The sequence below is a fragment of the Mucilaginibacter paludis DSM 18603 genome, assembly GCF_000166195.2.
Classification (GTDB): domain Bacteria; phylum Bacteroidota; class Bacteroidia; order Sphingobacteriales; family Sphingobacteriaceae; genus Mucilaginibacter; species Mucilaginibacter paludis.
This window is the reverse complement of record NZ_CM001403.1, coordinates 54201-80035: the sequence shown is the minus strand read 5'-3', so window position 1 is coordinate 80035 and position 25835 is coordinate 54201. Positions and strand designations below refer to the sequence as shown.

Sequence of the window (25835 nt, the reverse complement as noted above, 5' to 3'; positions counted from 1 at the left end):
GAAAGACCAAATCAAGGCAATTATTTTGGACTCATTCGTTTATATGTCCAAGTTAGCTATCAACCGCAAATCGGATAGGAAATAGTTCGAAATTTGTACAGTAGCCACAACATAATATATAGCACTTACGGAATAAAGCCATAAGTGCTTTTTATTTTTGCATATAAACACATACTCATTATTACTACTACTATAAAAAAGTGTTTCGATGGTATAGCCAATAAATTTTCTTTAAAAGCTTTCTTTAACCATTACCTTTATTTATCATCTTTGAATAAACCTCACAGATACGAATGCCATTGATATTATTATCATCCATCATTTTTTGTTAAAAAAAACTAATATAAATATGACTAATATTGATTCTGGGAAGTTTTTAACATATTTAATTGACTGGAAAGAGTTTGAGCTATTTGTTGCCGAATTATATAAAGACGATGGGGATTTAATTATACAGCACAATGTTACGGAGGTTGGAAAATCACAAGCCAAGAGGCAAATTGATGTTTTAGTTACTCAAAAAACAAAACTTCATACTATCAAAACGATAATAGAATGTAAGCTTTGGAAGAGTAAAGTTGATAGGCAAGTCATAGATGTCTTATCCGCATCAGTAGAAGACCTTAACGCAAATAAGGGGGTTATTTTCACAACGAAGGGGTATGAAGAGGGAGCTATCCAATACGCTAAAAACAAAAATATTGATATTTTTATTGTCCGAGACTTAACAGATGACGAATGGGGACGGCCGGGTAGGCATCTCGTTTTGTATTTACAAATGTTCAGCGGTTTGATAAAAAACCTCCAATTTCATAACTTGAAATTCCACGCCGAAAATGGACTCCCTCCTAAAAACGGAGCAATTAATTTAGGTATTAGATTTAGGAAAGAAGAATATACAGACCCCAATTTTAATCTTATATCATTGCATGATACCATCAAGGTCAATATAGTAAAACTCATCGAAGATGTGTTTTATGCTATCCAAACGCAATTATTAGAGGGATACAATGGGCTTATACAGCCTGAAAATCAAGCACATGAAATTGCTTACAATGTGCCGATATTGGTTGATTTTACTAAACAGCAGCATAAATTCATTAGACATGAACATGGCTTAATCAGTTTTGATTCATTGGCATTCGATCTTTTACAAACAGTAACTCAAACTAAAATTGAATCAGATAGAGCAAACACTATCGACTTTGTTGTCATGGTCGAAAATTATATTACTAATCAAAAGAACTATGTCTCGAAAGACAAAAATAATGATAGAATAGAACTTTCAGAACCCGTTTTACCTCAACCTCAACATGATGAAAGTGAAATAGTTAAAAATGGAAGCGTTATTAAAATAATGACAGAGATAACCGTTGCAGCATCCGTTAAACCTCAAACTATAATAATGCAATTGCCCCAAAGAAAGATCAATCTAAATATTGTGCAACCTTAAATTTGTTATATAATGGTACCGAACTTAATCATTGGAGATAAGTAATTCGGTTTTTGAATGGAAATTGCTGATATAAGGATGTAAATGGCGAAATTAGCTATTATTGGGTTTCCACACATTCCCGTTACTGTAACGAAATCGGTCATACACCCGAGGAGACAGTAAACAAATGACTTGGTAACATCAATCTGGTGATCAACATAGTAGTATAATATGGAAATACATTGTCATTTAAGCAAGAACTTTTTAGGGGATACAATTCTCTATTCTGCTGATTTGCTACAACAGCTAAGGGAATTTGAAAGCAAATTTCCAGGACTCGCCGAATTAGATGTTGATTTAAAAGAGATCGCCTACCAGGCTACAAATCATAACAGCACAACTCCTATACAGTTCCTGAATAATAACAGACGATTGGAAATCAAACTTACATTCCATTCTTACTTTGATCCTAAAGGAAAACCTTATGATAAACCTTCGGTTTGGATGGTATACAATCAACTGCGATTCATACTCAACAAAGCCGCAGACGAATACAAAGCATTAACAAACTAAGTAATTTTTGTCCTAAAAAATTCAACCTCAAACTACCTTACAATTACAAAATGATAACAGACAGGGAATGGGCAGCCATTAAGTCCGAATTAAAAAAAAATTTTGATCGACTATTCATTACACAAATTGGCGTTTTAAAAGTACCCTTTGAAGAAGTCATCGATACGCTGCGTAGTGTATTGGAAAAGGAATTGGGTGAAGCAGATTTGGACGACCGTGATAAAGTTGTCAAAGCTCTAAAGGTTAGGTATAAAGATAAGGATGTAGATAATTATGGAACCGCGGTGACGATGCTTGCCCTGAAATTAGAATCTTTTTTTAAACGGGTATATAAAATTATCAATGAGCCGCTATGGACAGGTGAACAAAATATGCTTAAAGGCCAAATTGTAACCTTCGTCAAAGGCTTTAAATATACTTACGCTGATCCACTCTTCGCAAGTGCAGACGATACCGTGTTCTCTGCACCCCACAAAGAATTTGTGGTTAAGGATAATAATAATGTACCGCTTTTTCAACCCAATTATTTCATAACAAAGTTTCCTTTTGGCAAACAATTCAAATTGACTTATGATCTTAGAAATAAGGAGGGCCATCTTGATCCTGAAACCGACGATGACGAAAAATCGTTATTGATCAAGGAAATTGTAACTATCTATTTGTTCATCACCTACCAATATATTGACAGGCTTAAACAGAAGGTTGTTCATCAACTTGCTTTAAACAATATTTCTAATTGGAATGTATTCAAAACACTTTGTGCTGAATTTAATCGCAGGCAAGCTTATTTCCTTGTTATCGATAGATTAAATTCATCCGAATCTCAATTATCTAACCTGGCCAATTGGACTTGGGATTTTGTTTTTGACCTGGACAGTACATCGGATACAGACGGCGTTTTACACGCTGTGAAGCCTAAAAACAGTCAGGCTATTAATCAGATCATTCATCATACTGATGACCGTGGCATATTACCTCCCTTCCCGGACAAAACGACTTTCTGGTATTTCCTAAAGGGTAACCATCATGTGTTGAAAAGCATGATCCTAAGCGGTAATTATTCCGACTGGAGAGAAACCTATGGAATGTTTACTTCCCGGTTAATGGTTAAATTTTACCAGGACAATTTCGGAGCAAAGTCCACTATAATCAATGTTATAATTCTTTCAACGCAAGCCCCGTATGTCAAAGATTTATTATATGCGATTAAAGGCATGGATGGTAAGCTTAATGTCAATTTTATTTTCGCAAATGAGGATAATACAGCTTGTTTTGATTTAATCGATGAAATAAAGGGAAAGTCTATTGACGTCCCAATAGTGCAATTATTAGAAGGATTTCATCAATTAGATAGTAGACCAAATGGGCAGCCTCACGTTTTACGCGTTCCTTGCATTTCCAATAAAGGCCAATCCATCGAAATCCCCGCTCAAACGACCCTTGATCTTAAACAATATTTTAAAATAGTGCATTTGGATATCCTAACGGACGCACTGGAAAATGTTAGTGATAAAACATTTTATCAAGGCAGAAATATTGAATGGGTGGAATTAGATAACAATTACGATGTTACTCGTGATATCACTAAAAACATTCACGATTCTATTAGGAGCTGGCTACATTCAAGAAGTGACAGCGGTTTATTTACACTGGTTCACCATCCAGGTTCAGGAGGTACGACAATTGCAAGAAGGATAGCGTTTATGCTCTATCGGGATTATCCTGTTTTACTTCTCAACGAAATGACTATTAGTTTTGATGAAACTAAAATAACAGACAGACTTCATCAGCTATTCACTCTTACAGAACTTCCCGCACTGGTTATCATTGATAATACTAATATAGGTAAAGCGCAAATTCAGCAACTTAAACGAACCATTGAACACAGGCTTGTTAAAGCCATCATCCTAACTATTGAGAGCGGATTTGACGTACCGCAAAAGTTGGAAAATGCGTTTTATCTAAAACCAAGTTTGGAGAAAACTGAAGTAAATCGTTTTCTCAGTAAATTTATTAAGGAATTTCCGGCGCAAGAGGCTGCATTTAAACAAATTATTATTGAAAACAATCCTGCCATCCTTACCCCGTTTTATTTTGGCTTGATTGCTTATGAGGAAGCATTTATTACTATTGAGAATTATGTTAAAAGAAGGTTAGCTGGTATTACGACTAAGGAAAAAGATTTAATCCTATTGTTGGCCTTCTTTAATTATTATGCTAAGGGAAAGTCAAGAGATGTACCACATTTTGTAATTAGCAATTTTCTGGGGGTGGATGAAAATTTCATTAGATTGAGAAACCATATTGACAATTCCAAAATTCTGGATTTGATTATAGAAACGGAGCCTGACCAATATATCTATTGGCGAACAATCCATCCTATCATATCCCTTCAAATATTGAAAGATACTTTCGAGCCTAATCTTTTGGGAGCATTGAACCCCTCCATATTGAAGATATTTGCCATGCGCATCATCCGTTCAGTTCGTGAAATAACAAATTTTGCAAGTGCAGAAATACTTCAATTATTGGACAGTGTGTTTATTCAACGAAAGGACTGGCATAATAATGACGAAGAAATTGACGAGGATAACGGTAATGGGGATAGCAAGTTTTCTTTATTAATTTCAGACTTGCAAACCAATCAATCACGGATTGAAGTGTTTGAAGTATTAACAACAGAATTTCCTACTGAACATGCACACTTTTGGGGACATTTCTCAAGGCTGTATAGTATTGATAAAGATTTTGATAATGCCATACGAACCATTAACGTAGCTACTGACTTAGACCCAAATGATTATCGTTTGTTTCATATCAAAGGAATGTGTTACCGAACAGAGTTATACCGGATAAGGGATAAATATTATGGCCTTCGGGATGAAGTGAGCGAAGAAATTCTAACCAGGCTACAACAACTTTTCGATGATGCCGAATTTGAGTTTGATAAAACCGCAGAGTTGGCTCCTTTTAATGAGCATGGCTATGTGGCTTTTGTTCAAATGGCCATACAAACGATTGAATTTGGATATTCCATTTCATTACTAAAAACACAAAATAAGGATTACACGCAGTTTATCACAAACCCCGCAAATACTTGGTATAGCTCCATTCTTGCATCAGCCAAAGAATGGATAGATCGCTATAACAATAAAAATTTCGAAATACCAAGCCAACACCTTGAACGGTATAAAATCATCTTGTTGAAATTTTGGGGAGAGAAAGAGAGAATGATCAATGCATGGCAAAGCCTTATAGGAGATCAACACCATGATCAAAATATCATCAGAAGAAATTTGGCCTACGCACATTTAGCTAAGGGCGATTTTGATTGGGCGCAGCTAAGGGGTAGAGATTTATTAAAAATACAATCGCTGGCATCGGAAAACCTGGAGGGCACCTTCGATGCGAGAGATCTTAACCTTTGGTTTGAGGTGTCCAGAAGATTGAACACAAATGTCGCTTTGTTGGTTAGCCGTCTTGAAGAACTGGAGTTTAAGATAGAGACGATACATTCGGCTTATTATCTGATGTGCCTTTATGCAATTAAAGTTCTGACTGGTGGGTCGGGCAGCGCGTTAGATAATTACGAAAAAAACCTTCAACGAATGAACGAAAGAATTAGCGGGCCTTATAATAAAATTTTCTGTCCCGAGTGGTTAGGTTTTAAAGATAATAGCATCGTGTTGGTGAACAATAAAGATATCGGACGCTGGAATAAAGAAAAACAATTCTTTGAAGACGGCAATCATAGGTTTTTATACAGAGTGAACGGGAAAGTTGTTAAATACAACCGTCCGCAGGAAGGCTTTATTGAAATTGCAGGTAGCGGCATTCTTGTGATCTATCAACCAGGCAAATTCGGGCACTATCACAGTGATGCTGAAAAAGGAACACTGGTTGAGTGTTATATTGGATTTAACTTTGATGGTGCCCGAGCTTTTCAAGTAAGCAATATTTAACCATAATTTCACCAATGAAAAAGCATAATTGTTAAAAATCAAACCGGCCTCCTTCATTATGCAGAAACGTGAAAACGATAAAGACTCATTTGGAGTTTATCAAAATATATCGTTGTTGGTGTTCAATAAAACTATAGTGGTGAAAAGAATCCTTCAAGAATGGACAAGTTTTAGTTTAGTTTTAGTTTTGCTAAAACAAGATGGATTGTGGACTTATAAGTAGTTGGATACCAGGCAGAAAGCCTATTTTCAAATACTGCATGCCATGCAAGCGCTCTAGCCAGCTGAGCTAATCCCCCTTAATTGCGGAGTGCAAATATATACCTTTACGTTAAATTTGCAAAGCAGAAATATAATAAATTGTAATTGGCTCTTGCACAGGGTTTTTATTTTTTGCAGCAGTAGGCGAGTGGGTGCATAGCTGCACCTGATGGTTTAAAATCAACGCTAAATGGTGGTAAACAGACCCGGGCAAGGCATTGCTGGCTTGCCCGGTTGTTATGCCAAATATGGCCTGTTATTGATGCGCTGCTACGGGTTTCAATGGGTAAGACAATAGCTTACGTGGTGTGCTTCCCACGGTGCGGGCACTTCCAGCTTGTGTATTAGCTTGTCTAAAACCGTTACGGGTACGTTGGCTTCCCGGTTTTTATTTTGGATAAGCAGCTCCCGGTAGGGTATTTCAACATAAATGATGCTTACTTCGGCCCTGTAGGTGGTAAACAAATCAATCAGCTGCATGCGCATTTGGCTGGTGGTGTTGGTTGCGTTCCAAACAAAGCCTTGCTGCTTGCGCAGGTATGCCCTGGCTTGTTCTTTTGCCAGCTGTATCACCTGCCCGTTGCCGGTTTTATCGGTGGGCAAAATTCCGTGCTCCATGCGCATGTCGTCCAACGATATTAGGGGCCAGCCGGGGTATTGCTTTTTAATCAGCGTATCCTTGCCAGCGCCGGGCAGGCCGCTCATTAAAATCACCTTGGGGGCAGGTTGCTCAAACGGAACATAATCAAGGTAAGCATCATCGTGCTGCATATAATACATCTGCGCCGCTGCCGATTTAAACGTGCGGGCATTGCCCCAGCAGTTATGCTCCCGGCACAGGGCCTCAAAGCAGTCGATGCGGTAAAGCATCTCGTCCTGGTCGGCACAATGGCGGCCAAGCATATCGGCCCGGGCCAGCAAAGCCAGCCATTGGGTATTAACCTCCATGCTGGCTTTTGCCAAAGCCTTTACCGGGTTGGGTTTTTCAAACAGCCATATCGGCAAGCCGTGGTACCTCACCAGGCCTGCAATTTGCTCGCGTATGGCAAAGGGTGCAGGGTGTTGGTTATAAAGTAGTTGCCTTGCAAATTGCGCACCCTTGCGGGCATGCCCGTTTGATGTGATGCTGCCATCGGGTTCAAAAACGGTGGTGCTGCGCTTTTCAACATCGTGCAGTAAAGCTGCTGTCCACAATATTTCGCGTTGCTGCGCGGTCAGTTGGGCAAAGGCGGCATCCTGTTGCAGCGCGGCCAGCACCATCCGGGTATGGATGGCTACGTTGCCTTCGGCATGGTAGCACGTATCCTGCTGAACATCGTTCATTTGCTTTACCCAATCAAAAGTATGCTCCAGGTAGCGCCATTCCTTGTTTTCGCTAAAGGTCCACATGTTTACCTCCTTCGTTTTTCAGTGGGGCGCGTTGCCAGTCTCGCGTCCAGTGTTCATTGGTTTTAACATGTCCTTTTCTTACATATTTAAACACGTTTCGGGCAAAGGCATCTGTTGTATAGCTGTCTGCGTTGCGGCTTACCAGGCCCTCCATAGTTGTGCTACGCTTATCGTGTACGTCAACCGGGTCAAATGTTCCGGGGCCGTTTACCAAAGCCAGCATGCCGGCTTCAAATAATTGTTGGTTCTGCGGAGTAGTTTCCGTTTTAATAACCGGTACAGTGGGCAGATCAAGCAGGCTGGCATAAAACTGAGTTTCTTCCCAACTTAGCCAACGATTTTGTTGGCGTATGCCGAAAACGTAAAAGTGATGTTCCAGTTTGCGGTAGCAGATGGAGTGGATAGCGTACAGATTCTCGCCAAAAATTTCCAGGTCGCCCAGGTCGTGTTTAATCAATTGCCAATAGCGGCGCAGGCTTTCTGTCCAGGCGGATGTTGTGGGTGCCGCATGCGAGCGGGCAAAAACACCCAGGCCGGACAGGCAATTATTCTCGCCATCCAGTTTTTCGGTATGTATTAATCGGGGAATGCGTTGCAGGTGCTCCCAGTAGTTATGCTGTATCCGGTCGTCGCTGCTGGTGCCCGGCGAAAATGGATAATGATAAGTACGACCATATTTTTGTGAAATAGCCATATTGTAATAAGTAAAGTAAAAATAAAGAGTAATTACTTCCTCCCCGGCTGGGGAAGATCATTTAACAGGAATGTGTAAATGACATTACATGGCTCAAGGCTTAACAGTGTTTTTGTTAGCGCAAAGGTAAAAAAACTAACCGGAAATTTGCTAAATTAAGAGCAGAGTTAATTTAAAAATGTAGAGATGCTCACGCAAAGGCGCAAAGACGCTAAGAATGAAAGCCGAGTGTATTGATGCCTTAGCGTTTCGGCATGAAGCCTGCGACTCCAAATTCAAGCATATTACCTACACTCGCTAATTAAATTGCGATATGCAATATCAATTACGAAGAGCGCCTTGGGCGTTTGGGTTTTGGTGTGCCGGGCTGACTATCCCTTCGGGTTGTGGTGGGTTTGTTTGCGAAATGTTTTTTAAAGGGTGGGTTGCTAACGGGTTTGGCTACGTTTTTTTCTTCGGCAAACCTTACGCTGATGGTTCTGTCGTCAATACTGGCGCCGTTTAGCGCGTCTATCGCCCGTTGCGCTCCGGCATCATCGGTCATGGTAATAAAGCCGTAGCCCTTACTTTCGCCGGTTTGCATATCGGTTACAATGGTTACGGTGTTTACAATACCATGTTGGCTAAACAGCTCAACAAGTTCAATCTCCTGCATGTCTTTCGGAAAACCGACGATAAAAAGCTTTGCCATATATGGGGCAAATATACAATGCAGATTTGTTTAATGCTTGCTGCCATGCCGAAAAAGTTGTTGGTAAAGTGGGCTATTTATAAACAGAATAGTAATATTTAGAGATTAATGGCTGTTTTAGGCTTAATGAGCGGAGAAAAACAGCTTGGCAAGGTGAGCTGATGTGTTATAACAGAGTTATTGTAGACTTTGCAAATTGATTAATCGCCGCGGAAAGTTCCCCACCTAACCACCCCCGGTAGCCCGGTAAACGGGGCTTAAAAAGTCTGCCATGCCGGGTGTACGCTGTTACTCAAGGGTACTTAAATACCAAACTGTTTTAAGTGATGATCGGCGTGTTTATAGGCAATAATGCCACCTTGCTGGCTGTTGAGGTGGCCAAAAAAAGGATGCACAAAATCGACTTCGGGCAAACGGGCATGCTCTTGTATCCGTGCAATCAAAGTTTCTTTTTCTGCTGAGGCATCGCCTTCCTGGCTGACTTTAAACGCCGGAACGGTGGGCAGGTTATGCTTAATGGGCGTGTCTTTAAGCATATCCTTTAAGGCCATTTTTCCAAACAGACGGCCAATAAATGTTTGCTTGTATTGTGTTTTTCCCAGGGCCATCTCTTCCCATTGTACGCAATGCCGCAGCATCTGGTATGCCGTCATCCGGCCCCATTGGGGCTGGCTTTGGTTGTTTAGCAAGCTGATCCGGCTGATTAATTCTTCGCGATCGGTATCGTTAAAAATGGTTTCCATTTTGATTTTTGCAGTTGGCTTTGTATCAAAGTTAAGCAGTCCGGATGAAAACGATAATGGCGAAACAGGACTATTATAGGGTGTTTTGTGACAAAGATTTGGTTGATAGTTGTGGTTATTAAGTTAATGGGTTATTAGGTTAGTGAGTTATTATTTAATGCCCTACTGTGGTGATTGGTTTTGATCTCCCTTAGGCTACCCACGTTTACCTGTACTGTGGCTACCGGCCTTATTACTGTTTCTGTTATGTTAATTGTCAACAGGCTTTCAAAGAGCTGTGGTATAATGCCCTGGAATATGGCCCATCAACCACGGACTATATGACATAACCTGTTATGAACGCTCACGTAAAAACCTTAATTTAGCGTCATGAACTTTTCGTCGAAGTTATTGGAGGCGGCAGTGGCCGAGTTTAGCAAACTGCCGGGAGTGGGGCAAAAAACGGCATTAAGGTTAGTGTTGCATTTATTAAATCAGGAGAAAGAAGAGGTTGAAAGTTTTAGCAAAGCGATAAGCAAGCTGCGGAACGAAATTCAATTTTGTGAGGTTTGCCATAATATTTCGGATTTGCCGGTGTGCGAGATCTGTTCGGCGCCTAAGCGAGATCGATCACTGGTTTGTGTGGTTGAGGATACCCGCGATGTAATGGCGGTGGAAAATACCAGTCAGTATAACGGATTGTACCATGTGCTGGGTGCGCTCATCTCGCCGATGGATGGCATTGGCCCGGCAGACCTGGAGGTAGACTCGTTAATAGAACGTTTACGTACTGACGAGGTGAAAGAAGTGATTTTTGCCCTAAGCGCTACTATGGAGGGCGATACCACCATTTTTTACCTGCACAAGCGATTGAAAGAATTTAACATCCATATATCAACTATTGCCCGTGGCATTGCCTTTGGCGGCGAGCTGGAATATGTAGACGAGATCACTTTAGGGCGATCTATTACCACACGCGTGCCGTACGACAGCGCCGTATCCAAATAAACAACAACAAATTAATGAGCTTAAAAAATAAGGTAGTTATGATAACCGGCGCCTCATCCGGGATAGGCAAGGCCATGGCCGAAGAGTTTGCCCGCCGCGGTGCTAACCTGGTATTGGGTGCAAGGCAGTATGTTACCCTGTGCGAAATAGGGCAGGGGCTCGAAAAGCAATACAATATTAAAGCCGTTGCCGTAAGGTGCGATGTAGCCCACGAAGATGATTGTAAAGCGTTGGTTAAACAAGCTATAACAACATTTGGCCATATTGATATTTTAGTTAATAATGCAGGTATATCTATGCGGGCGCTGTTAAAAGATGTGGACCTTGATGTACTGAAAACCTTAATGGACGTTAACTTTTGGGGAACGGTTTATTGTACCAAACACGCGCTGCCTTACATCATCAATACCAAAGGCAGTATTGTAGGTGTATCTTCCATTGCCGGTTACAAAGGTTTGCCCGGCCGCACCGGTTATTCGGCTTCTAAATTTGCGATGAACGGTTTTCTGGATGCGCTCCGCGTGGAAACACTTAAAACCGGCGTACATGTGATGACGGCCTGCCCCGGGTTTACGGCATCCAATATTCGTAATACGGCCTTAGCCAAAGATGGCAGCCAGCAAGGCGAAAGCAGCATGGACGAAGGCAAGATGATGACTGCCGAAGAAGTAGCCAAACTGATTGTAAACGGCGTGGAGAGCCGCAAGCGCACCATCATCATGACTTTGCAAGGTAAGCTCACCGTTTTTTTGAGTAAGTTTTTGCCTGCGTTTTTAGATAAGATGGTTTACAACGTATTTACTAAAGAGAAAGACCCCTTGTTGAAATAATTTGTAAATTTATATGATGAAAGGGATTCAATATATTACAGACGACAACGGCGAAAAATCGGCGGTTGTTATTGATATTAAAACATACGGCGAGCAATTAGAGGATTTTTTAGACGGACTTGAGGCACAACAACGATTGAGTGAACCGCAAGAAGAATATCGGGTTGTGATGGAAAGAATTATTGCGTCAAAAAAATAGATGGCTGAATACACCATGCTTATCAAGAAGTCAGCCGAAAAGGAAATAGCTGGGCTCCCTCTTTCAATAGTCGAAAAATTGTATCAGGAGTTTATTATGCTTGTTCAAAGTCCTCGTCCTCCGGGTGTAAAAAAGCTCTCGGGATTTTAAAATCTATATCGTATACGTATTAACGACTACAGGGTTATTTACAGCATTCAGGATCATGAATTGATTATTCATATCTTAAAAGCAGGCCATCGCAAAGACGTTTACAAATAGGATCCCGAATTTTTTTCACAATTGCCCAATCACCCATGCCCTTAACTTTTTCACATCCGGCAATAGTTTTACCGCTAAGTTATTTACCTAAACGCTGGGTTTCGTTAACGGGTTTAGTAGCTGGACGTGTTGCACCTGATTTTGAGTACTTTTTCCGGATGAAAGTATACAGCATCTACAGCCATACCTGGTTGGGTTTGCTTTGGTTTGATGTGCCTGTTGCTATGATGTTGGCCTTTGTTTACCATAATACGGTTAAGGCTGCGTTTATAGCTAATTTACCGAGGGAATTATATCATCGCTTTGCCGGGTACGCTGCTTTTAACTGGAGCCGGTATGCTAAGCAAAATTTACCTGTTGTAGTTTTATCTATACTAATTGGCGGTACATCACATTTATTATGGGATAGCTTTACCCACGTCACGGGGTATTTTGTTGAGTATTTTAATATGGCATCGCCAGTCAAAATACTATTTTTTCAAATACCACTATACAAAGCTGTTCAGCATTTAAGTACGTTGGTTGGTGGGGCAATTATTATTGCGGCTATCTGTAAATTGCCTTTGCAGGCCTCAACTAAGCAGCATCCCCAAAACTGTCACTACTGGCCAATCGTAGGCATCAGCATTTTTATCATATTATCGTTGAGGGTAGTTTTGGGATTACCGGTTCATAAATATTGGAATATATTGGTAACAGCCATCTCAGGCGCCCTTTTAGGTATTGTTTTAGCTTCAGCCACCACAGGTCTGAAAACTGCTGCTGCGGCCGGTAATCCACCATCTGGTGTCTTGTAAGCAACTTAGGTAAAAATGGATATCAATTACAATCTGAAGAACGTCATCTTGCTCCTTGCATCCTGCCTCTATCTTCTTACTTCCAGCTTCAATCACAAATACAACTCCAAATCTCCCTTACCTTCGCGGATAATTTCAAAATCGCCGGTAGTACAATCAACTACTGTAGATGGGACATTATCGCCGTAGCCACCATCAATTACCAAATCAACAAGCCCTTCGTACTTTTCGTGTATCAGTTCGGGGTCGGTGCTGTATTCAATAATCTCGTCTTCGTCCCTGATGGAGCTTGATAGGATAGGGTTGCCTAAAGCCTTTACAATTTCGCGGGCTATGTTATTATCGGGCACGCGGATACCAACCGTTTTTTTATTGGAGCTTAATAGCTTGGGTACATGGCTGTTGGCGTTGAATATAAAAGTGAAAGGCCCTGGCAAGGCTTTTTTTAAAACCCGGTAGGTGGCGTTATCAATTGGTTTTATATAATCGGAGATATGGCTCAGATCGTAACAGATAAACGAGAAATTTGCCTTTTCTGGTTTGATGTGCCTTATTTTACAAATGGCGTCAATGGCTTTTGGATTGGTAATATCACAACCAAGGCCATACACGGTATCAGTAGGATAAATAATGAGGCCCCCTCTTTTTAAAATCTGTACAACCTGATCGATAGATTTTTCATTAGGGTTTTCAGGATAAATTTTTATTAGCATGATAGGAGATGTAGAGCAATATCTGTTCCGATAAAATACTTATCAAAGTTATTTTTTGCTTTGGCAAAACTACTAAAAATAAAAAAGCCGTCCCTAAACAGGACGGCTTAATATCATATATAAATTTGCAGAACTATTTAAGCTTGTTTTGCAAATTGTACGTTAATGGTTAGTTTCACATCTTCGCCTAAAACAATTGAGCCAGCTTCTGTAACACCATCCCAAACCAAGCCAAACTCTTTACGGTTAATTTTACCTTTAATTTCAAAACCAGCTTTTAAGTTACCATAAAAATCGGTAGCTGTTCCGCCAAATTCAACATCCAGTGATACCGGTTTAGTTACATCTTTAATGGTCAGGTCGCCGTTTAATTTATAATCTTCATCGTCAACTTTTTCAAGCGAAGTTGATTTAAAGCTAATCTTAGGGTATTTTTCAGCATCAAAAAATTCAGCCGATTTTAAGTGACCGTCGCGTTGTTCCTGGTTAGTGTCGATACTATCCACATCTAATGCAAATTCAACAGTTGCACCTTCAAAGGTATCGCCTTCAGTTTCTACTGAGCCTTCAAATTTTTTAAAAGAGCCTGTTACTGTCGAAATTACAAGGTGTTTAATTTTAAACTGTACTTCGGAGTGCATTGGGTCTAATACCCATTTTGTAGTTGCCATAATGGTAGTTTTTTGGTTTAATTTAAATTATAACACAAACTAAAACAAATTGTTGTTTAAACATGTAATTTTATTGTCAACAATTGTTATTCTTTTTCCGCTTCTTGTATTTTAATCTTTTTTCCGGCCTGTTCGCTTGCATTTACTTTGTTAAATTCAAATTTGTACTCTGGTTCCGCTTGCGGTTTAGGTAGGTTTTTTAAATAATACGAGTACCAGAGCAATAACCCAAAAACTAAAAATGCAGGCGATATTAAGGGCACATTATCAGCCAATATGTCGGGCCAACCATCCGTTATTTTGGAGTGTATCCTTTCAATGGGGGCACCCCCGCTTAGGTAAAATAAAAATATAAGATAATAAAGTGAGCCTATCGCTGTCAAAATAGCGGCAAGCTGTATCCTCCATTTAAAACGTTTATCCATAAGCACTAAGGTAAAAGTTTTCCCGGGATCTTTATCTCCCAAAAAAATCTTAATCCGCTATATTTCTGAACATCAGTGCCCCAACAGTTAGGTTGGTACGGCTATCAATTATAATAGCGCCACCATTTGCTTTGTTTTCCTGGTAGGGGTCAAAGGCCAAAGCCTCGGCGGTTTTAATTACAATGCGGCCAATATCGTTCAGGTTAAAGCTATCGGCAGCAACTTGTTCCAGGGTATTGATATTTACTTTATATAATACCTCATATATTCGGCAACGTGTTGTTTTGCTGTTATGCTGCACCAGGTAGGTCAGCGAGGTATCCATAGGTTTGGTATCCATCCAGCACAGGTCGGCCTCAATCAGTTGTGATACCTTGGGGTGATGCTCGGCGTTAACCAGAGTATCACCGCGGCTGATATCGATCTCGTCTTTCAAATGCAAAGTAACCGATTGCCCTGCCGAAGCCTCCGATGGTTGCTGATCAAAAATTTCAATTTTACTGATAGAGGAGCTAAATCCCGAAGGCAACACGGTAATTTTATCGTTTACATGGAACGAGCCACTTAAAATACGACCTGCGTAGCCGCGGTAGTCATGTAATTCTTCTGTTTGGGGGCGCACTACCCATTGCACAGGCATGCGGGCGTGGTCGGCGCTGTCATCTACCGCAATGCTCACGGTCTCTAAATGGTCCAACAAGCTTTTGCCATCATACCAGTTGATCCTGTCTGATTTATAAACAATGTTATCACCTTTTAAAGCACTAACCGGAATATAAGTTACCTCGCCCAGGTTTAGCTTAGCAGCCATGGCCCGGTAATCATCAACAATTTTGTTAAAAACAGCCTCGTCATAATCCACCATATCCATTTTGTTAACGGCAACTACCACATGTTGCAGCGCCAGTAACGATACCAGGTACGAGTGGCGTATAGTTTGCTCAATAACACCTTTGCGGGCATCAATCAATATAATGGCCAAATCGGCGTTTGATGCACCTGTAACCATGTTACGGGTATATTGGATATGCCCCGGCGTATCGGCAATAATAAATTTGCGCTTTTCCGTCTGGAAATATTTATAGGCTACATCAATGGTGATGCCCTGCTCGCGCTCGGCTTTCAGGCCATCGGTTAAAATGGCCAGGTCAATGGTGCCATCGTCGTTTTTACGGTTTGATCGTTGTAAAGCCTCCAGTTGGTCAACCAAAATAGATTCGCTGTCGTACAACAAGCGCCCAATCAGGGTGCTTTTACCATCATCAACACTACCGGCTGTTAAAAATTTTAGAATATCCATGTGTTATATTAGCGTGTCATTGTTTGGCATGACACTATTTATAAGTTCTGATTATCAATATGCTCTTTTGTCCCTCTTTCCACGCGTCATTGCGAGGGACGAAGCAATCTCTACTTATGCAAAGCGACCATGCCTCCGTGCGATTGTTTCGTACCTTATAATAACATATTGTTAAGGCGTTGATTATCAGTTCATCTATTTTTGCTCTGATAATCAGTATTTTTAATTTACTACATCGGCACGCTCAGTCGCCGCGTGAAGGGCTGTTACTTTTGTCTTGACACAAAAGTAACCAAAAAGTCAAGACTGCCCGATCCTTCCGCCCACAGGCCAGCTCCTGGCCCGGCGTGCAGTCGGGCTTTTGCGCACTTTTCTTTCTGCACCTAACAGTCTGCGAGGTTCAAACGTCATCCGCGTTTTTTCCCGGCCCGCGGGGTCTGTCACTTATAATGACACCTTTTTAAGGTTCTGCTTATCAATAAGCTCTTTTGTCCCTCTCCACGCGTCATTGCGAGGAACGAAGCAATCTCTACTTATGCAGAGCGACCATGCCTCAGTGTGATTGTTTCGTACCTTATAATGCGGCCTTTTTAAGGTTCTGATTAAGCTCTTTTGTTCCTCTCCACTCGTCATTGCGAGGAACGAAGCAATCTCTACTTATGCAAAGCGAACACGCCTCCGCGCGATTGCTTTCATACCTTATCATGACGTCTTTTTAAGGTGTTGATTATCAGTGCGTCTATTTTTGCTCTGATAATCAGTATCCTTAATTTATAGCATCGGCACGCTCAGTCGCCGCGTGAAGGGCTGTTACTTTTGTCTTGACACAAAAGTAACCAATACCGACCGTAGGGAGCTCATGAACACCTTAAAAAAAACAAACAACAGGTGAATAACGTCAAGACTGCCCGATCCTTCCACCCACAGGCCAACTCCCGGCCCGGCGTGCAGTCGGGGCCTTCGCACTTTCTTTCTGCACCTAATAGTCTTCGAGGTTCAAACGTCATCTTTTTTTAGTTAGACGGATTGTTGCTCCCAATGACGCTTTAAGTTATTTGTTTAAAACTTCCGCATGAGGCTCCTGATTTAAGATTTTCAACTCAAAAGTATCCGGCAACCAACCTCTTACTTCCTGCCTCTCACTTCCTGCTTCTGTCTTCCCGCTTCCAACTCAAAAATACCCACCTTTTTTACGGTCTTCCATGGCGGCTTCGCTTACTTTGTCGTCCATACGGGCGCCACGTTCGCTTATCTTTGATTCGCTTATCTCGCTGATGATGTCGTCAATTTCAAACGCGTAGGATTCTACCGCCGCCGTACAAGTCATATCGCCAACGGTACGGAAACGTACATTTTTGCGCTCTACCACATCATCGGCATCAATGTTCAGAGCTGGGGCCGCTGCCATCAGTTGCCCGTTGCGGGTAATTACCTCGCGCTCATGGGCAAAGTAAATTGATGGCAGGGCGATGTTTTCGCGGCGTATGTAGTTCCAAACATCCAGTTCGGTCCAGTTGCTTATCGGGAAAACCCGCACATTTTCGCCTTTATGAATCTTGCCGTTATAAATATTCCATAACTCGGGGCGCTGGCGCTTAGGGTCCCATTGGCCAAACTCGTCGCGTACCGAAAAAATGCGTTCTTTGGCACGGGCCTTTTCTTCATCGCGGCGTGCGCCGCCTATGCAGGCGTCAAACTGGTGCTCGGCAATGGTATCTAACAAGGTAACGGTTTGCAAGGCGTTGCGGCTGGCATTTTTGCCTTTTTGCTCTACTACCTTGCCCTGGTCGATAGAATCCTGAACATAGCCTACAATCAATTTTTCGCCAATACGTTTTACCATCTCATCCCGGTAGGTAATCGTCTCGGGGAAGTTATGGCCGGTATCGATATGTACCAGCGGGAAAGGAAATTTACCCGGCCTGAAAGCTTTTTCGGCAAGGCGTACCAGGGTAATGGAATCCTTACCGCCCGAAAACAGCAGGGCAGGTTTTTCAAATTGACCTGCTACTTCGCGTAAAATATATATCGCCTCAGCTTCAAGATCGTCTAAATAATCCAGTTTGTTTCTACTCATATCAATAGTCTAATTACTTCTTTTCAAAAAAAGTTTCTTCCGCCTCCTCGTGCGTTCCGGTAGCATGCAAGCCACATTCTTTTTTTGATTGATCTTCCCACCACCATCTTCCGGCGCGGAAATCCTCGCCCGGCTGTACCGCACGGGTGCAAGGCGCGCAGCCAATGCTGGGGAAGCCTTTGTCGTGCAAGGGATTATAGGGTACGTTGTTATCTTTAATAAATTGTTTAACGTCGTTAAGCGTCCAGTCAAAAATAGGGTGGAATTTAACTAATTGGTTGCCTTCGTCCCATTCCACGTTGTGCATCTCTTCGCGGTTGGCCGATTGATCTGCCCTGATGCCGGTTATCCATACCTCATTGCCTGCCAGCGCGCGCTTTAGGGGCTCGAGTTTGCGGATACCGCAACATTCCTTACGGTTTTCAACAGATTCGTAAAAACTGCTCGGGCCTTTGGTGCTTACCATGCGCTCAACGGCATCATGTTGCGGATAGTAAGCATGGATTGGTTTGCCGTACATTTCGAGTGTGCGGTTCCAGGTATAGTAAGTTTCTGGGAAAAGGCGGCCTGTTTCTAAAGTGAAAACTTTAATGGGCAGGTTATTGGCAAATATGATATGGCTTATCACCTGGTCTTCCCAGCCAAAACTGGTTGAAAATATAATTTTACCCGGAAAAAGCTTAGCCAGCAAGGATAAGGCTTCAACAGGTTTTAAGCCTTCTGTTTGCTGTTTTATTTGTTGTACTACTTTGCTCATGGCCTTGTATTTATAGTATTTTAACTATAAATTTTTCAATACTATATAAACTAATCAAAATTACAATAACCGCCACAGAAACCATAATGGCTTTGGTAGAGATTTGATTGGATACCTTGGCGGCGATAGGCGAGGCCAGGGCGCTGCCGATAATCATGCCGGCTACGGCTTCCCAATGGTTACCATGGCTTAGCATGGTGATAAAGGTGAGTGAGCTCATCATGGCGATAAAAAAGCGCGACAGCTTTACTGTGCCTAAGGAGAAGCGGGCGTTACGCCCACCGGCTATTAATGACGATAATACGATTGATCCCCATCCGCCGCCGCCAACAGCATCAATAAAGCCGCCGCCAAAACCGAGTAACGAGATCCGCTTAATTTTTTTGTCCGCTCTTTTACGTTTACCCTTAAAAGCCTTTGAAAATATAACACAGCCTAAAATTAAGGTATATAATGATACTACAGGCTTAGTGTACATGCTGTAGTGCTCGAGCGACGATAAGATGTAGGCTCCTAAAACTGCGCCGATAATGCCCGGAATGAGCAATAATTTAAATAAGCGCCAGTTAACATTGCCCATACGGTAGTGCATCCACCCGGCAATGCCGTTGCTCATAATTTCGGATAAATGGACACCCATACTTGCCGTGGCCGGAGGGATACCCATGGTTAACGAGAAGGTGGTTGATGTCACCCCGTACGACATGCCGATGGCTCCATCTATCATGGCGAATACAAAACCCGCCGCTAAAAAGTAATAGAAAGTTGGGCTTATTGTTTGTACAAAGCTCTGAAAGTCGGGGTTTTTAAGCCAGAAGGCAGTTATGGTAATAGCCAGTGAGGCTATAATGGAGCACCAGATCAGCCAATTGAAGTTTTTCCGTACGGAGATATCTGCCTTGGGTTCAACTAAAATAGATGTTACCTCGTTCAGCTTTTTAACCTTGGATGCAAAATCGCCGCTCAAAGTTTCGCGCAGCTGGCTCATTTGTTGCAGGGTAGTATCCAGTTCTTGGGGCAGGTTATCGTTTAAAACCTCCTTTAACCGCTTGGCTACCGTTGGCGATTTTCCGTTGGTAGATATGGCAATTTTTAAATCGCCTTTTTGCACTATCGACCCTAAATAAAAATCGCACAGCGAAGGTTTATCCGCCACATTGATGAGCAGGTTATGCTGATGTGCTACCTCCCTGATGTAATTGTTTAAAGACTCGTTCCCGGTAGCAACCACTACTAAGTTGGCGCCTTTCAGATCGTCCTCCGCAAAGGTTTTTTGCAAAACGGTAACCTGCGGAAAGCGGGCTGCCAAATCGTACACCTGGGTTGATATTTGTTCGGCAATGATAGTTACCTTAGCCTGGGCGCTGTTGCTTAATATGGCCGTTAATTTCTCAAGCCCAATATTGCCCGCGCCAACCAATACCGTGTGTAACTGGTTAAGCTTTAAAAAAACCGGGAAAAGCGGGTTGCCATCCTGAACGGCATCCTGGCTTTCGGTTATCGCGTTGTTTTTTGGCACCAAGCTCATTATCTTTTATTATAATTGGATCAGCGCCTCGCGTTTAGCTTTTACAGTTTGTACAAAGCTTTCCGCCTGTTGTAAATATTGAGCGGCAAATTGCTCCGACGGCTCATTTTTATTGATCTGTAAAATCAGTTCGTCAAAGGTTGATCCGCTTAATTCAATTTCGCCAGTGGCAACGTACTGCACATCAAACTCGCGGATAATACCGGCATGGGTGCTGCTGTTAACGCCTTTATCAAGCAATAAGGCTTTGGCTGCACTAATAAACACACTATAAGAGTGATAAATAGAATCGGCAAATCTGTTGTCATCAAATGCTTGCCTGGCCCAGCCAAATTTTTCTTCAGCTTCAAATATCAGGGTAGCTACCAGGTCAATCACCACACCGGCGCATTCGCCAACACCAATAGCGGTAGCAAAGGTTTCCTCGTGGCCCCAGTCAACAAATTCATCATCTTGCAGCGTGGTCAGGTCGGCAATCGGCTTCAGCAACTGGTAAAAGTAATCTTTACCCTGTCTGTCGTAATAATCGTTAAAAAGTTCGTTGTCATTGGTATTGGCCTGATAATCGTTCAGCACCGCCCTTAAAACAGTGGTAGCGCGTTTAGCCGGAACCTTGGTTATCTTATCGGCCGCGCGGCCAATACCGTCGCCAACAATACCACCGCCCAGTAATACCTGTACCGATGGTAGAACTTTACCCTGCGCTTTTAACGAGCTGCCATGAAAGCCAATATGGGCCAGCCCATGCTGCCCGCACGAGTTCATGCAGCCACTGATCTTGATCTTGATATCCCGGTTATAAATCAGGTCTTCATATTCGCTATATACCACATCTTCCAATACTTTAGAGAGGGTCATGCTGTTTGAGATGCCTAAGTTACAGGTATCGGTACCGGGGCAGGTAGTTACATCGGCAACGCTGTCAAACCCCGGGGCGGCAAGGCCCAGCGCGCTTAACCCGTTAAATAAATGCGGTAAAGCCTCTTCGCGTGCAAATTTTAAAAGCAGGCCCTGGTTTTGGGTAATGCGTATTTCGTCGGCAACGTAGGGGCTTATGGCATCAACCAGTTGGCGTGCTTGCGCGGTAGGTATATCGCCAACTTCTACCTTAATATATACGCCAAAAAAACCTTTTTGCTTTTGTTCAAAAACGTTGGTGGCTCTCCAGTGTTTATAGCGTGCGGGGTTAGTGATCTCGACTTCGGGATATTTAACCACGCCGGGTGCTTCAGGTTGAGGCACTGCATCGCGGTCAATTTTGTAACTTTTTACCTTGTTGGCAATTCGTTCTTCGTCAACCAGTCTTAAAAACTCTTCCAAGCCAATTTTTTGGATCAGGAATTTTAACCTCGCTTTATTCCGGTTATTCCTTTCGCCATAGCGGTCAAACACCCGGATCACAGATTCAGTATAAGGGATGATCTGATCTTCGTGCAAAAACTCATGTACAACATGCGCCAATGCAGGTTGCGCGCCTAAGCCGCCGCCTAACATTACCTTAAAGCCGCGTACTTCCTGGCCATTCTCAAATTTTACCTTCGGGATAAAACCCAGGTCGTGAATAAAGGAGAAGGCTGTATCAGCTTCGCTGGATGAAAAGGAGATCTTGAATTTACGGCCCATTTCCTGACAGATCGGGTTCCGCAGAAAAAACGCAAACACAGCATGTGCATAAGGCGAAACATCAAAAACTTCCTGCGGGTCGATACCCGAAGCAGGAGAGGAGGTTACATTACGCACGGTATTGCCACAGGCTTCACGCAGCGTAACATCATCCTGTTCAAGCTTAGCCCAAAGTTCGGGCGTGCGCTCCAGGCTCACATAATGGATCTGGATATCCTGGCGAGTGGTGAGGTGCAGGTTACTGCTGGCGTACTCGTCAGATATATCGGCAATTTTTAAAAGCTGCTTAAAGGTAACCTTGCCAAAAGGCAGTTTAATACGTACCATTTGTACGCCGGGTTGCCTTTGGCCATACACTCCGCGGGCTAAGCGTAAACTCTTGAACTTTTCATCATGAATTTTGCCCTCGCGAAAATCGCGTATCTTTTGTTCAAGGTCTATAATATCCTTTTCAACTACCGGGTTCTCCAGCTCGGTCCTAAAGCTTTGCATATAATAATTTTAGCACTATCATTTAAAAAAAATTCCCCTTTGGCCAGGCTAAAGAGGGGTATTTATTAACTTCATATCGTCATCAACTTACCCTTTATCACCATAAAACGCTGCATAACAGGCAACAACGGTTAAGCATAAAGAGTTTGTTTAAATTCATTTTACAAAGATATATAAAGTATATAGAAAAGATAGTCTTAATAGTAAAATAATTCAGCTGGATTAATATCTTACATTTAAATTATATTAATGAAATCAGATTAACTTCCCGTTCAATAATATCGGCAATACTTGTTTCGCTTAAAATTTTCAAGGTAACATCCCTTACATCAATAAAAACGCTCCTGATGCCACACGTCAGTTCGGATTTACACTCCTCGCATTTGTGGTAAAAATTAAGGCTCGCACAGGGCACCATCGCAATTGGCCCGTCAGTAATGCGCATTACCTGTACTAAAAATATTTCTTTGGGGTCTTTATTCAAGCTGTAACCGCCTCCAGCACCTTTCTTGCTATATAAAAAGCCGGCATTTCTTAGATCTAAGAGTATTTGTTCCAGGAATTTTTTTGGTATCTTTTCTTCTTCTGCGATTTTTGATATCTGCACGGGCGGATTTCCCATGTTTTTGCCTAAGCTTACCAAAGCTTTAATCGCATATTTAGTTTTTTTAGAAAGCATATATCGAAAAACGTATAAAATCGGATATAAAGAACGGTAAATTATTGCTCATTGCAAAATTTGCTGTCTTTATAGCTCTATACGTTAAAAATATATTATATGTTGTTAACTCTAAGTGAAATTATCAGCAATCATCCGTGTTTTTGGTGCGCAATGCTCCCGCAACATTGGTGGATATAATCTTGATTCTTTAATTATAAGGATGCCCTGAGTGTTAAATAGAACGGTGTCTCTATGTGCTCGGTCAGGTTATTTAATATCAGGTGTGCTGCTTTTTCGCCCATGGTTTGAAAATCAGTCGATATGGTGGTCAGGCCGTTCAAAATTATCTTTTTAAGCGGAGTTTCGTTGTATGATATAACTCCAACATCTGTTCCCAGCTTAAAATCAGTAGCTATAACTCTTTCAATCAGTGTAACCAGGTCACTCTCCATCAGGTTGATATAAGCCTCCCCCTTACCGATGCTCTCGGTGGCTATATCATGAATAACCTTGCAGTTAAAAGCGTACTGATGGCAAAAGTTGTAAAAACCTGTCAGTATTTCTTCAGGGTAATAAGAATGTTCCGGGAAAATTATCTTAATAGTATGGTATTTACTTAAGGGGGGCAGTGCCTGCTCCAAGGCATGGTAAATATCGGTCTCAAAGTTTTCGTAAACGGCGGCATAGTTTCCATCTACCCCGGTAATTATTTTATCAAGCAGAATGAGCTTTTCTTTTGGTATGGTATTGATAATTTCGTGTGCCTTTTCGCCGCCTTCTAAAAAGTGAGGTATAATAACGTAATGCGTATAATCGTCGTTTTTATTTTGCAGCAGTTTTTTAAAAAGGGAAAAATCGTTGTTATATATATATAGGTCAACTGCGGCCATTTCGCCAAGCGAAGCAACAATGGCATCGTATATTATTTTTTTATGATAGCTTAATTTGTTAAATAATAAAAAAACCTTCAGGTTATTACTCAGCTCGATGCTTTTAACGTAGTAGCCTTTACCGGGCACCGAGCCCAGCAGTCCAATTTTTTTTAAATATTTATAAGCTTTTTCGGCGGTATCGCGTGATATTTCAAAATTATAACTCAACTCGTTAATTGAAGGCAGTATATCGTTTTTACTGATTTTTCCATCGCCGATGCATTTGATAATTGAATTGGCCAACTGCAGGTATTTGGGCGTTGATGAGTAGTAGTCGATAAAAATACATTCAAATATTGGCGGTTGTTTCATTTTGATCGATATAAAAAAACATAATTAAACGTTAACTGTACGGCAGCTGCATCTCAATACAATTAACAAGGTTTATTTTGCAGAACAAGAGTACTGAGTTTTTGTAACAAATAATATAGTTGCATTAAATTTGTTTAAAAAATTGGTTAATAGTTTGCAAAAACTGTTGGCTGTTGCAAATAGCATACCGTTTATAAATATGTTTATTAATCAAAATAGAATTGCTAAGGGGCTTTTATACAATAAATTAGTTTAATTGTTTAGCTGTTGATGAAATAATACCATGACAGTGCATGACGGCTGTGCAGTACACCTTTTCTATTTTTATTTCCTCTAAAAACATGAAACCAATTCATAAATAACTCTAAATATAGATGGAAGTAATCTTCGGCGTAATTTTTCACTTTATTGGCGGTTTCGCCTCGGGTAGTTTTTATATCCCCTACAAAAAAGTTAAGGGATGGGCATGGGAAAGCTTTTGGATAGTGGGAGGCATCTTCTCCTGGCTTATCGTTCCTCCGGTTGCCGCTTATTTAACCGTTCCGCATTTTGCTGATATTATTCGCGCTACTAATGGCGGTATCATCATGTTAACGTACTTTTTCGGCTTATTATGGGGAATAGGCGGATTAACTTACGGCTTAGGTGTACGTTATTTAGGTGTATCATTAGGCAGCACCATTATATTAGGTTTATGCTCGGTGTTCGGCGCCCTGGTGCCGGCTGTATATTACGAGTTTTCGCCTAAAGCGGGTAAAGATAGTATAGGTATGTTAGCTACCACACACTGGGGCCAACTGGTATTGGTGGGTATCGTAGTATGTGTTATAGGTATCGTTATTTGCGGTAGGGCAGGTACTTTAAAGGAGCGCGACCTGAACAAAGAGGGTGCGGCGGTTAACGAGAACAAAGATTACCGTTTTGGCATGGGGATTTTTGTAGCCATCGTATCTGGTGTGTTAAGCGCCTGCTTTGCCTTTGGTATTGATGCTGGTGCCGACATGGCTAATGCCGCCAACAACGCCTGGAGAATTACCGAGCATATTACCGACCCTACCAGGAATTTTCTGTACAAAAACAATGTAACCTATATTGTAATACTATGGGGAGGCTTAACCACCAACTTTATCTGGTGTATGATATTGAACGCCCGCAACAAAACGTTTGGTAACTATACCGATGCTAAAACTCCATTATTAAAAAATTATATCTTTTCGGCCTTAGCCGGTACTACCTGGTTTTTGCAGTTCTTTTTTTACGGCATGGGCGAAAGTAAGTTGGGTAACGGCGCCAGCTCCTGGATACTGCACATGGCCTTTATTATTTTGATAGCCAATATGTGGGGCCTGGTATTAAAGGAATGGAAAGGTGTAAGCAAAAAAGCACTCACAACCGTAATTATCGGTATAGCAACTATTATCCTCTCGGTAATTATAGTAGGATATGGTAATTCGGTAAAACCAGCCGACGCACCGGCAACGGCGCAGGTGCAAACAATCAAGTAATAAAACACAAACAAAAA

23 protein-coding genes are annotated in these 25835 nt (G+C 41.7%); 9 read left to right on the top strand and 14 right to left on the bottom strand.

Annotated features, from left to right (window positions below; translation table 11 throughout):
- Nucleotides 1-349: 349 nt before the first annotated feature.
- From MUCPA_RS00320 to MUCPA_RS00310, 3 genes are all read left to right on the top strand, one after another.
- Nucleotides 350-1453, top strand: coding sequence for a restriction endonuclease (locus MUCPA_RS00320; RefSeq protein ID WP_008503794.1), 1104 nt, complete (start codon nucleotides 350-352; stop codon nucleotides 1451-1453).
- 213 nt (nucleotides 1454-1666) lie between these two features.
- Nucleotides 1667-2008: a hypothetical protein gene (locus MUCPA_RS00315; protein WP_008503793.1), complete on the top strand. Its 342-nt coding sequence runs from the start codon at nucleotides 1667-1669 to the stop codon at nucleotides 2006-2008.
- A gap of 50 nt (nucleotides 2009-2058) precedes the next feature.
- Nucleotides 2059-5970 carry a P-loop NTPase gene (locus tag MUCPA_RS00310; RefSeq protein ID WP_008503792.1) on the top strand — a complete coding sequence of 1304 codons (3912 nt, stop codon included), beginning with the start codon at nucleotides 2059-2061 and terminating at the stop codon, nucleotides 5968-5970.
- A 540-nt stretch (nucleotides 5971-6510) separates the two neighbouring features.
- On the opposite strand, the gene MUCPA_RS00305 is transcribed toward MUCPA_RS00310, so the two are convergent.
- The 4 genes from MUCPA_RS00305 to MUCPA_RS00290 form a co-directional block, all read right to left on the bottom strand.
- Nucleotides 6511-7620 carry an AAA family ATPase gene (locus MUCPA_RS00305; RefSeq protein ID WP_008503790.1) on the bottom strand — a complete coding sequence of 370 codons (1110 nt, stop codon included), beginning with the start codon at nucleotides 7618-7620 and terminating at the stop codon, nucleotides 6511-6513.
- A complete protein-coding gene (locus tag MUCPA_RS00300; RefSeq protein ID WP_008503789.1) occupies nucleotides 7607-8314 on the bottom strand; it encodes an RNA ligase family protein in 708 nt (235 codons plus the stop codon). The genes MUCPA_RS00305 and MUCPA_RS00300 overlap by 14 nt, the downstream gene beginning before the upstream one ends.
- Nucleotides 8315-8639: 325 nt before the next feature.
- A complete protein-coding gene (locus MUCPA_RS00295) occupies nucleotides 8640-9005 on the bottom strand; it encodes an RNA recognition motif domain-containing protein (protein ID WP_008503788.1) in 366 nt (121 codons plus the stop codon).
- 302 nt (nucleotides 9006-9307) lie between these two features.
- Nucleotides 9308-9748, bottom strand: a complete 441-nt coding sequence (locus MUCPA_RS00290) for a DUF1569 domain-containing protein (RefSeq protein ID WP_008503787.1) — start codon at nucleotides 9746-9748, stop codon at nucleotides 9308-9310.
- Between the two features lie 369 nt (nucleotides 9749-10117).
- Between MUCPA_RS00290 and recR the strand changes: the two genes are divergently transcribed.
- The 5 genes from recR (at nucleotide 10118) to MUCPA_RS00265 (ending at nucleotide 12822) form a co-directional block, all read left to right on the top strand.
- Complete coding sequence (gene recR, locus MUCPA_RS00285; protein ID WP_008503786.1) at nucleotides 10118-10735, top strand: recombination mediator RecR; 618 nt, start codon at nucleotides 10118-10120, stop codon at nucleotides 10733-10735.
- 14 nt (nucleotides 10736-10749) lie between these two features.
- Nucleotides 10750-11565: an SDR family oxidoreductase gene (locus MUCPA_RS00280; RefSeq protein WP_008503785.1), complete on the top strand. Its 816-nt coding sequence runs from the start codon at nucleotides 10750-10752 to the stop codon at nucleotides 11563-11565.
- A gap of 13 nt (nucleotides 11566-11578) precedes the next feature.
- A complete protein-coding gene (locus tag MUCPA_RS00275) occupies nucleotides 11579-11764 on the top strand; it encodes a hypothetical protein (protein WP_157543776.1) in 186 nt (61 codons plus the stop codon).
- 162 nt (nucleotides 11765-11926) lie between these two features.
- Entirely contained in the window at nucleotides 11927-12025 is a 99-nt protein-coding gene (locus tag MUCPA_RS39455) for a type II toxin-antitoxin system RelE family toxin (RefSeq protein ID WP_217220511.1), read from the top strand.
- Nucleotides 12026-12060: 35 nt separating this feature from the next.
- A complete protein-coding gene (locus tag MUCPA_RS00265) occupies nucleotides 12061-12822 on the top strand; it encodes a DUF4184 family protein (protein ID WP_008503783.1) in 762 nt (253 codons plus the stop codon).
- Nucleotides 12823-12914: 92 nt separating this feature from the next.
- Here MUCPA_RS00265 and MUCPA_RS00260 read toward each other — a convergent pair whose 3' ends face one another.
- The 10 genes from MUCPA_RS00260 to MUCPA_RS00215 all read right to left on the bottom strand — a co-directional run bounded on the left by MUCPA_RS00260 (nucleotide 12915) and on the right by MUCPA_RS00215 (nucleotide 24313).
- Nucleotides 12915-13535, bottom strand: a complete 621-nt coding sequence (locus tag MUCPA_RS00260) for an L-threonylcarbamoyladenylate synthase (RefSeq protein ID WP_008503782.1) — start codon at nucleotides 13533-13535, stop codon at nucleotides 12915-12917.
- 137 nt (nucleotides 13536-13672) lie between these two features.
- Nucleotides 13673-14206, bottom strand: coding sequence for a YceI family protein (locus MUCPA_RS00255; protein WP_008503781.1), 534 nt, complete (start codon nucleotides 14204-14206; stop codon nucleotides 13673-13675).
- An 86-nt stretch (nucleotides 14207-14292) separates the two neighbouring features.
- Nucleotides 14293-14631: a hypothetical protein gene (locus MUCPA_RS00250; RefSeq protein WP_008503780.1), complete on the bottom strand. Its 339-nt coding sequence runs from the start codon at nucleotides 14629-14631 to the stop codon at nucleotides 14293-14295.
- Nucleotides 14632-14680: 49 nt separating this feature from the next.
- Nucleotides 14681-15931 (bottom strand): sulfate adenylyltransferase subunit 1, encoded by a 1251-nt coding sequence (locus tag MUCPA_RS00245; RefSeq protein ID WP_008503779.1) that lies wholly within the window; start codon nucleotides 15929-15931, stop codon nucleotides 14681-14683.
- A 1171-nt stretch (nucleotides 15932-17102) separates the two neighbouring features.
- Nucleotides 17103-18008 (bottom strand): sulfate adenylyltransferase subunit CysD, encoded by a 906-nt coding sequence (gene cysD, locus MUCPA_RS00240; RefSeq protein WP_008503778.1) that lies wholly within the window; start codon nucleotides 18006-18008, stop codon nucleotides 17103-17105.
- Nucleotides 18009-18021: 13 nt separating this feature from the next.
- Complete coding sequence (locus MUCPA_RS00235) at nucleotides 18022-18765, bottom strand: phosphoadenylyl-sulfate reductase (protein WP_008503777.1); 744 nt, start codon at nucleotides 18763-18765, stop codon at nucleotides 18022-18024.
- 10 nt (nucleotides 18766-18775) lie between these two features.
- Complete coding sequence (locus MUCPA_RS00230; RefSeq protein ID WP_008503776.1) at nucleotides 18776-20293, bottom strand: TSUP family transporter; 1518 nt, start codon at nucleotides 20291-20293, stop codon at nucleotides 18776-18778.
- 9 nt (nucleotides 20294-20302) lie between these two features.
- Nucleotides 20303-22408 (bottom strand): HEPN domain-containing protein, encoded by a 2106-nt coding sequence (locus tag MUCPA_RS00225; protein WP_008503775.1) that lies wholly within the window; start codon nucleotides 22406-22408, stop codon nucleotides 20303-20305.
- Between the two features lie 241 nt (nucleotides 22409-22649).
- The gene (locus MUCPA_RS00220; RefSeq protein ID WP_008503774.1) at nucleotides 22650-23087 is read right to left on the bottom strand and encodes an RrF2 family transcriptional regulator; all 438 of its coding nucleotides are present in this window, start codon (nucleotides 23085-23087) and stop codon (nucleotides 22650-22652) included.
- Nucleotides 23088-23281: 194 nt separating this feature from the next.
- On the bottom strand, nucleotides 23282-24313 hold the full coding sequence (locus MUCPA_RS00215; protein ID WP_008503773.1) for a GntR family transcriptional regulator: 1032 nt from the start codon (nucleotides 24311-24313) through the stop codon (nucleotides 23282-23284).
- 374 nt (nucleotides 24314-24687) lie between these two features.
- Between MUCPA_RS00215 and rhaT the strand changes: the two genes are divergently transcribed.
- A complete protein-coding gene (gene rhaT / locus MUCPA_RS00210; RefSeq protein ID WP_008503772.1) occupies nucleotides 24688-25818 on the top strand; it encodes an L-rhamnose/proton symporter RhaT in 1131 nt (376 codons plus the stop codon).
- Nucleotides 25819-25835 lie beyond the last annotated feature (17 nt).

Excerpts from the sequence above, each read along its gene's own strand:
- MUCPA_RS00220 (WP_008503774.1), bottom strand. The coding sequence starts at position 23,087 with ATGCTTTCTAAAAAAACTAAATATGCGATTAAAGCTTTGGTAAGCTTA.
- MUCPA_RS00280 (WP_008503785.1), top strand. The coding sequence starts at position 10,750 with ATGAGCTTAAAAAATAAGGTAGTTATGATAACCGGCGCCTCATCCGGG.
- recR (WP_008503786.1), top strand. The coding sequence starts at position 10,118 with ATGAACTTTTCGTCGAAGTTATTGGAGGCGGCAGTGGCCGAGTTTAGC.
- MUCPA_RS00305 (WP_008503790.1), bottom strand. The coding sequence starts at position 7,620 with ATGTGGACCTTTAGCGAAAACAAGGAATGGCGCTACCTGGAGCATACT.
- MUCPA_RS00230 (WP_008503776.1), bottom strand. The coding sequence starts at position 20,293 with ATGAGCTTGGTGCCAAAAAACAACGCGATAACCGAAAGCCAGGATGCC.
- MUCPA_RS00265 (WP_008503783.1), top strand. The coding sequence starts at position 12,061 with ATGCCCTTAACTTTTTCACATCCGGCAATAGTTTTACCGCTAAGTTAT.
- cysD (WP_008503778.1), bottom strand. The coding sequence starts at position 18,008 with ATGAGTAGAAACAAACTGGATTATTTAGACGATCTTGAAGCTGAGGCG.
- MUCPA_RS00235 (WP_008503777.1), bottom strand. The coding sequence starts at position 18,765 with ATGAGCAAAGTAGTACAACAAATAAAACAGCAAACAGAAGGCTTAAAA.
- MUCPA_RS00225 (WP_008503775.1), bottom strand. The coding sequence starts at position 22,408 with ATGCAAAGCTTTAGGACCGAGCTGGAGAACCCGGTAGTTGAAAAGGAT.
- MUCPA_RS00310 (WP_008503792.1), top strand. The coding sequence starts at position 2,059 with ATGATAACAGACAGGGAATGGGCAGCCATTAAGTCCGAATTAAAAAAA.
- MUCPA_RS00215 (WP_008503773.1), bottom strand. The coding sequence starts at position 24,313 with ATGAAACAACCGCCAATATTTGAATGTATTTTTATCGACTACTACTCA.
- MUCPA_RS00320 (WP_008503794.1), top strand. The coding sequence starts at position 350 with ATGACTAATATTGATTCTGGGAAGTTTTTAACATATTTAATTGACTGG.
- MUCPA_RS00275 (WP_157543776.1), top strand. The coding sequence starts at position 11,579 with ATGATGAAAGGGATTCAATATATTACAGACGACAACGGCGAAAAATCG.
- MUCPA_RS00295 (WP_008503788.1), bottom strand. The coding sequence starts at position 9,005 with ATGGCAAAGCTTTTTATCGTCGGTTTTCCGAAAGACATGCAGGAGATT.
- MUCPA_RS00250 (WP_008503780.1), bottom strand. The coding sequence starts at position 14,631 with ATGGATAAACGTTTTAAATGGAGGATACAGCTTGCCGCTATTTTGACA.
- MUCPA_RS00245 (WP_008503779.1), bottom strand. The coding sequence starts at position 15,931 with ATGGATATTCTAAAATTTTTAACAGCCGGTAGTGTTGATGATGGTAAA.
- MUCPA_RS00290 (WP_008503787.1), bottom strand. The coding sequence starts at position 9,748 with ATGGAAACCATTTTTAACGATACCGATCGCGAAGAATTAATCAGCCGG.
- MUCPA_RS00255 (WP_008503781.1), bottom strand. The coding sequence starts at position 14,206 with ATGGCAACTACAAAATGGGTATTAGACCCAATGCACTCCGAAGTACAG.
- MUCPA_RS00300 (WP_008503789.1), bottom strand. The coding sequence starts at position 8,314 with ATGGCTATTTCACAAAAATATGGTCGTACTTATCATTATCCATTTTCG.
- MUCPA_RS00315 (WP_008503793.1), top strand. The coding sequence starts at position 1,667 with ATGGAAATACATTGTCATTTAAGCAAGAACTTTTTAGGGGATACAATT.
- rhaT (WP_008503772.1), top strand. The coding sequence starts at position 24,688 with ATGGAAGTAATCTTCGGCGTAATTTTTCACTTTATTGGCGGTTTCGCC.
- MUCPA_RS00260 (WP_008503782.1), bottom strand. The coding sequence starts at position 13,535 with ATGCTAATAAAAATTTATCCTGAAAACCCTAATGAAAAATCTATCGAT.